The organism is Peribacillus sp. P4_C12 (assembly GCF_056402095.1).
Genome location: NZ_JBFUIB010000369.1, coordinates 1 through 3,800, shown reverse-complemented (window position 1 = coordinate 3,800; position 3,800 = coordinate 1). Strand labels below are relative to the sequence as shown.

Annotated in this window: 5 protein-coding genes; 1 reads left to right on the top strand and 4 read right to left on the bottom strand. The window is 32.9% G+C overall.

The window, feature by feature from the left end:
* Positions 1-424: 424 nt before the first annotated feature.
* Complete coding sequence (locus AC1DUW_RS23115) at positions 425-520, top strand: histidine kinase dimerization/phospho-acceptor domain-containing protein (protein WP_082527743.1); 96 nt, start codon at positions 425-427, stop codon at positions 518-520.
* A gap of 232 nt (positions 521-752) precedes the next feature.
* Here AC1DUW_RS23115 and AC1DUW_RS23110 read toward each other — a convergent pair whose 3' ends face one another.
* The 4 genes from AC1DUW_RS23110 to AC1DUW_RS23095 all read right to left on the bottom strand — a co-directional run bounded on the left by AC1DUW_RS23110 (position 753) and on the right by AC1DUW_RS23095 (position 3,475).
* Positions 753-1,379 carry a cysteine hydrolase family protein gene (locus AC1DUW_RS23110; protein ID WP_477643556.1) on the bottom strand — a complete coding sequence of 209 codons (627 nt, stop codon included), beginning with the start codon at positions 1,377-1,379 and terminating at the stop codon, positions 753-755.
* A 426-nt stretch (positions 1,380-1,805) separates the two neighbouring features.
* Complete coding sequence (locus AC1DUW_RS23105) at positions 1,806-2,282, bottom strand: hypothetical protein (RefSeq protein ID WP_053346662.1); 477 nt, start codon at positions 2,280-2,282, stop codon at positions 1,806-1,808.
* A gap of 493 nt (positions 2,283-2,775) precedes the next feature.
* Positions 2,776-2,982, bottom strand: a complete 207-nt coding sequence (locus AC1DUW_RS23100; protein ID WP_053346663.1) for a helix-turn-helix domain-containing protein — start codon at positions 2,980-2,982, stop codon at positions 2,776-2,778.
* 10 nt (positions 2,983-2,992) lie between these two features.
* Positions 2,993-3,475, bottom strand: a complete 483-nt coding sequence (locus tag AC1DUW_RS23095) for a DUF2975 domain-containing protein (protein WP_053346664.1) — start codon at positions 3,473-3,475, stop codon at positions 2,993-2,995.
* Positions 3,476-3,800 lie beyond the last annotated feature (325 nt).

The following is a 3,800-nucleotide window of genomic DNA, read 5'->3' as shown; positions in this document are numbered from 1 at the left end:
CCCCAATATCTTAACCTTGGACCAAAATTCAAAGGGAATTTCAAAAGGGGTTCGGAATTTTATAATTCCGAACCCCTTTTGTCTACAAACTGTAATGAGATGTTTCTATAGAAACATCTCATTTTTTATACAAAAAGAAATTTATTGCACTAACCTGCTACCGGTGTTCAATAAGTCTTAGAATATGGTGGGCTTATTTTGTATGGCCTTTCACGAATATATTTTCATACAACAAAGAGCTGCCAAAGCAACTCTCTTATTGAAGTAAAGCACCTGTTAATTTAAGTACAATTCTTCACAAACCCACAAATCGTTAATATTCATAATAAAAAACTGCAGAAAGCTCGTTTACACGAACTTATCTTTTTTCGTACCTCTACAAAATCAAAGTTATTGGTGATATTGAACTAGCTAATAAAGAAGTATGAATAAAAGTGAATTTGTTGCTATCATATCGCATGAGCTTAAATCACCCATAACTGCTGTGATGTTTAAGTTGGAAGCAGTCATCGAAAAGTAGGTCTGTATCAAGATCGGTTAGATATTTGAAAAAGTGCTACAAGATGATGGGAGAGATTCAGGAACTAGTAATGGATATGGTGGAAATCTATCTAATGAAACACACTGTAATTGAATCTAAATTTTATAAGAATGGACTTATTGGATATCGTTAATGAAAGCACCTAACGGCTGCAACATTACAATTAATCAAAGAATAATCTCTTCATTAGTATGCCTTTTTAAGAGTATCATTACATATTTGAAATGGCTTCACTTGTTGTCCATGTAGCACTACTGAAAGCTCGGTAGTTCGTAACAGCAGCATGAAAATCGTTTTCACTAATCGTGGCAGTTGCATCGTAAACAACAGCTGTCTTGAAGCCATTTTCGATTAAATCTCTCATATGCGATTCAACACATACGTTTGATAATACCCCAGCCAAAATTACTTGTTCTTTTCTGCGTTGCCTTAGTTGATAGACCAGATCATTTGTCTGAGGACTGGCCACCTTGTGCGGTGTTGCAATGACGGATGTTTTATCCCAGATATACGGAGCTAAAGTTGGAACATAATCGGCTTCCGGAGTTGGAGGACTATATTGATTTAATTTCTGATAAACACGCAAACTAATCAACATCTCTTGTTCGTTCCCTGTAAACTGCCAATCATAGTCATGTGGATATAAAAAGTGCGGGGAAACAAAGAGCTGATAACCTTTACTACGGGCAGTGCTTAATAGTAGTTCCAAGTTGGCTAAAGTATTATTCTGTTTAATGTTAGCCTTTGTCAAATGATATCCTCTTCCGCCTGGAGACAAAAAGTCATTTTGAGGGTCAGTAATAACTATTGCAGTATTCGCGGGATTTGGTTTAAGCATAGAATTTTTCCCACCTTTTTTATGTTTTCACTTATCGATTATATGAACTACATTGATTAAAAATTCCTTAGGAAAATGAAATTTTGAAGTTAATGAGTGACAATAAAGTACGGATAAACAAATACAACTATTGCATAGAAACCCCATTTCTTTTTTTGTATGATTTCCTTCCAATAAACATAAAAAAGAGCTGTATTTCACCTCACTTGTTCAACCTGCCCCGTAAGCACTATAAGAAAAAGACCGCCGAAAATGGCAGCCAGATATTCAACTCTTGCACCTGTTAGTTGATTAAGAATTTTTTAAGATACTTTTGTCTTAAACTACTTTATTCGTAATCAGACGACTTTGTTAAATTTAAATAAGAAAAAAGGAAACTCGAAGTATAATGGAATTTCCTCTTTTCTTTTATTCTACAAGCTTCTGTTAGTTTAAATTGAAATTGCTTTTTAATTGTTTCTTAGCTTCTTTCACGATAGTTGTAATTAAATTGCCCTTGGTTATATTTGTAATGTTATCACCATATCGAAAGTCATCAATTTTTTCACTAATATCATACCATACTGATAATTCTTCATTTGTGAAATGTTCACGGATTACGTTGTATATCTCATAAGCAATTTCAAGAACATCATCTTCATCATTTAATATTTTTCTTAATAATTCATAAATATAATATTTTGCACATTCTTCGTGTAAAGGTTCCTGCAAACTTAATTCTCTTATAGCTCTTGAAAAATAATCTTCAACTTCAAAAATATTTAGTGGTTCATTAAAAGAAGATAGAATACTTAATGACTGTGTTGAAAAATCATTCTCCAGCATATGTATGGCCCAATTAACATAGTCGATAGATTTTACACTACCTTCAAATTTCTTATAATATAATATTTTAGTGCCCATTTAAAACCTCTATTCTCTTAGTGAATAAAGAAAAATCTGCCTTAAAGACAGCTCCGATCTTAAGTTAACGCACCCGTTAAAGAATCGCGCCCTTTAATTGAATAGAGACTTACTACTAATGCCAATTTTGCTGGATTTGGTACACTAAAAGGAATTCACACGAATATGTGTTTGTATCTATAAATATTACCTTGTAACGGACGAAATGCCATCAGTACTATTAAAAAGATATCTAGACCCTAATATAGGGGTTCAGCCGAGGTACGTGTAAAAACAGGTCACATACTGGTTATTATTTCCACAATTAGTTTTTTAGGTGAGAATCCCCTCCATCAAAAAAGCTAATTTCCTGTACGTTAAGGAAATTGGCTCTTTTATTTTATACATTAATTAGTTTGTTTTTTTGAACACGGAATGACTCCTAAAAATAATGGTGTAGAAGCTAAGATATTTCTTTTTCATCATATACTCTCCTTTATTCAGATAATATGAATTAATTTTTTTGATACTCTAGAATATCACCTGGTTGACACTCTAAAACTTCGCAGATCTTTTCTAATGTTGAAAATTTAATAGCTTTTGCTTTTCCATTTTTTAATATTGATACATTTGCCATCGTAATCCCAACCCTCTCCGAAAGCTCCGTTACGCTCATTTTTCGTTTTGCTAACATCACATCAATATTAATAATAATTGCCATATCCTCCACCTCAGACCGTTAAATCATTTTCTGATTTTATATTAATAGCTTCTTGTAAAAGTCTTTGGAGAACAGCAGCAAAAACGGCGATCACCATTGAGGCGAAAATAATGACCAATCCGATTGGTATGAAACTTGGAGGGTCAACTCTTTCCGCCATGAGATAGTAGAGTGGCATACCTAGCAAGTACAAGGTACTGATTGTGATGGCACAGTACTTTATATTCTTTAAAGCCTTTACCGATAATTCCGAGAACGCTTGGTTCTTATCAATATAGCTTAAAAGTTTAAAAGCTTGATACAGAGCAAAGTAAAAAGGTATCGCTGCCGCATACATATCGATTAAAACGAGAGATTTCATATAAGCAATATCTGGATACAATTCTCCAGCAAAATTCCCGATCTTAGGCACAAAAAATATGCACAATGCAAGAACTGGGATTCCTATAAAAATAACAGCTAGCTTTAAAAAGAGTGTCGTAACTTGTTTCATAAAAAGCACCTCACTTGTGTATCTTTAACTTAAGTTTAATGCAATGTTTATCGTTTTACAATAAATAATTATTTTTTTACATAATATTATTATCATTTATATATATCCCTTTATATCTTTAGACATAAAAAAAGCACTTCCTATAACTAAAAATGCTCCCTAACTTTAACTAGTCTTTTTCCACTATCCTGATCCATTAGTACATTTAACAATCTCACATCAATATAAATAGCTAATTTTGTTAAGAACCCCCATACTCCATTAAATGGCCAAATTGTTGAAAAAAGATCAAACAGCACTCTTCAACTATCCTGCCCCGATAGTT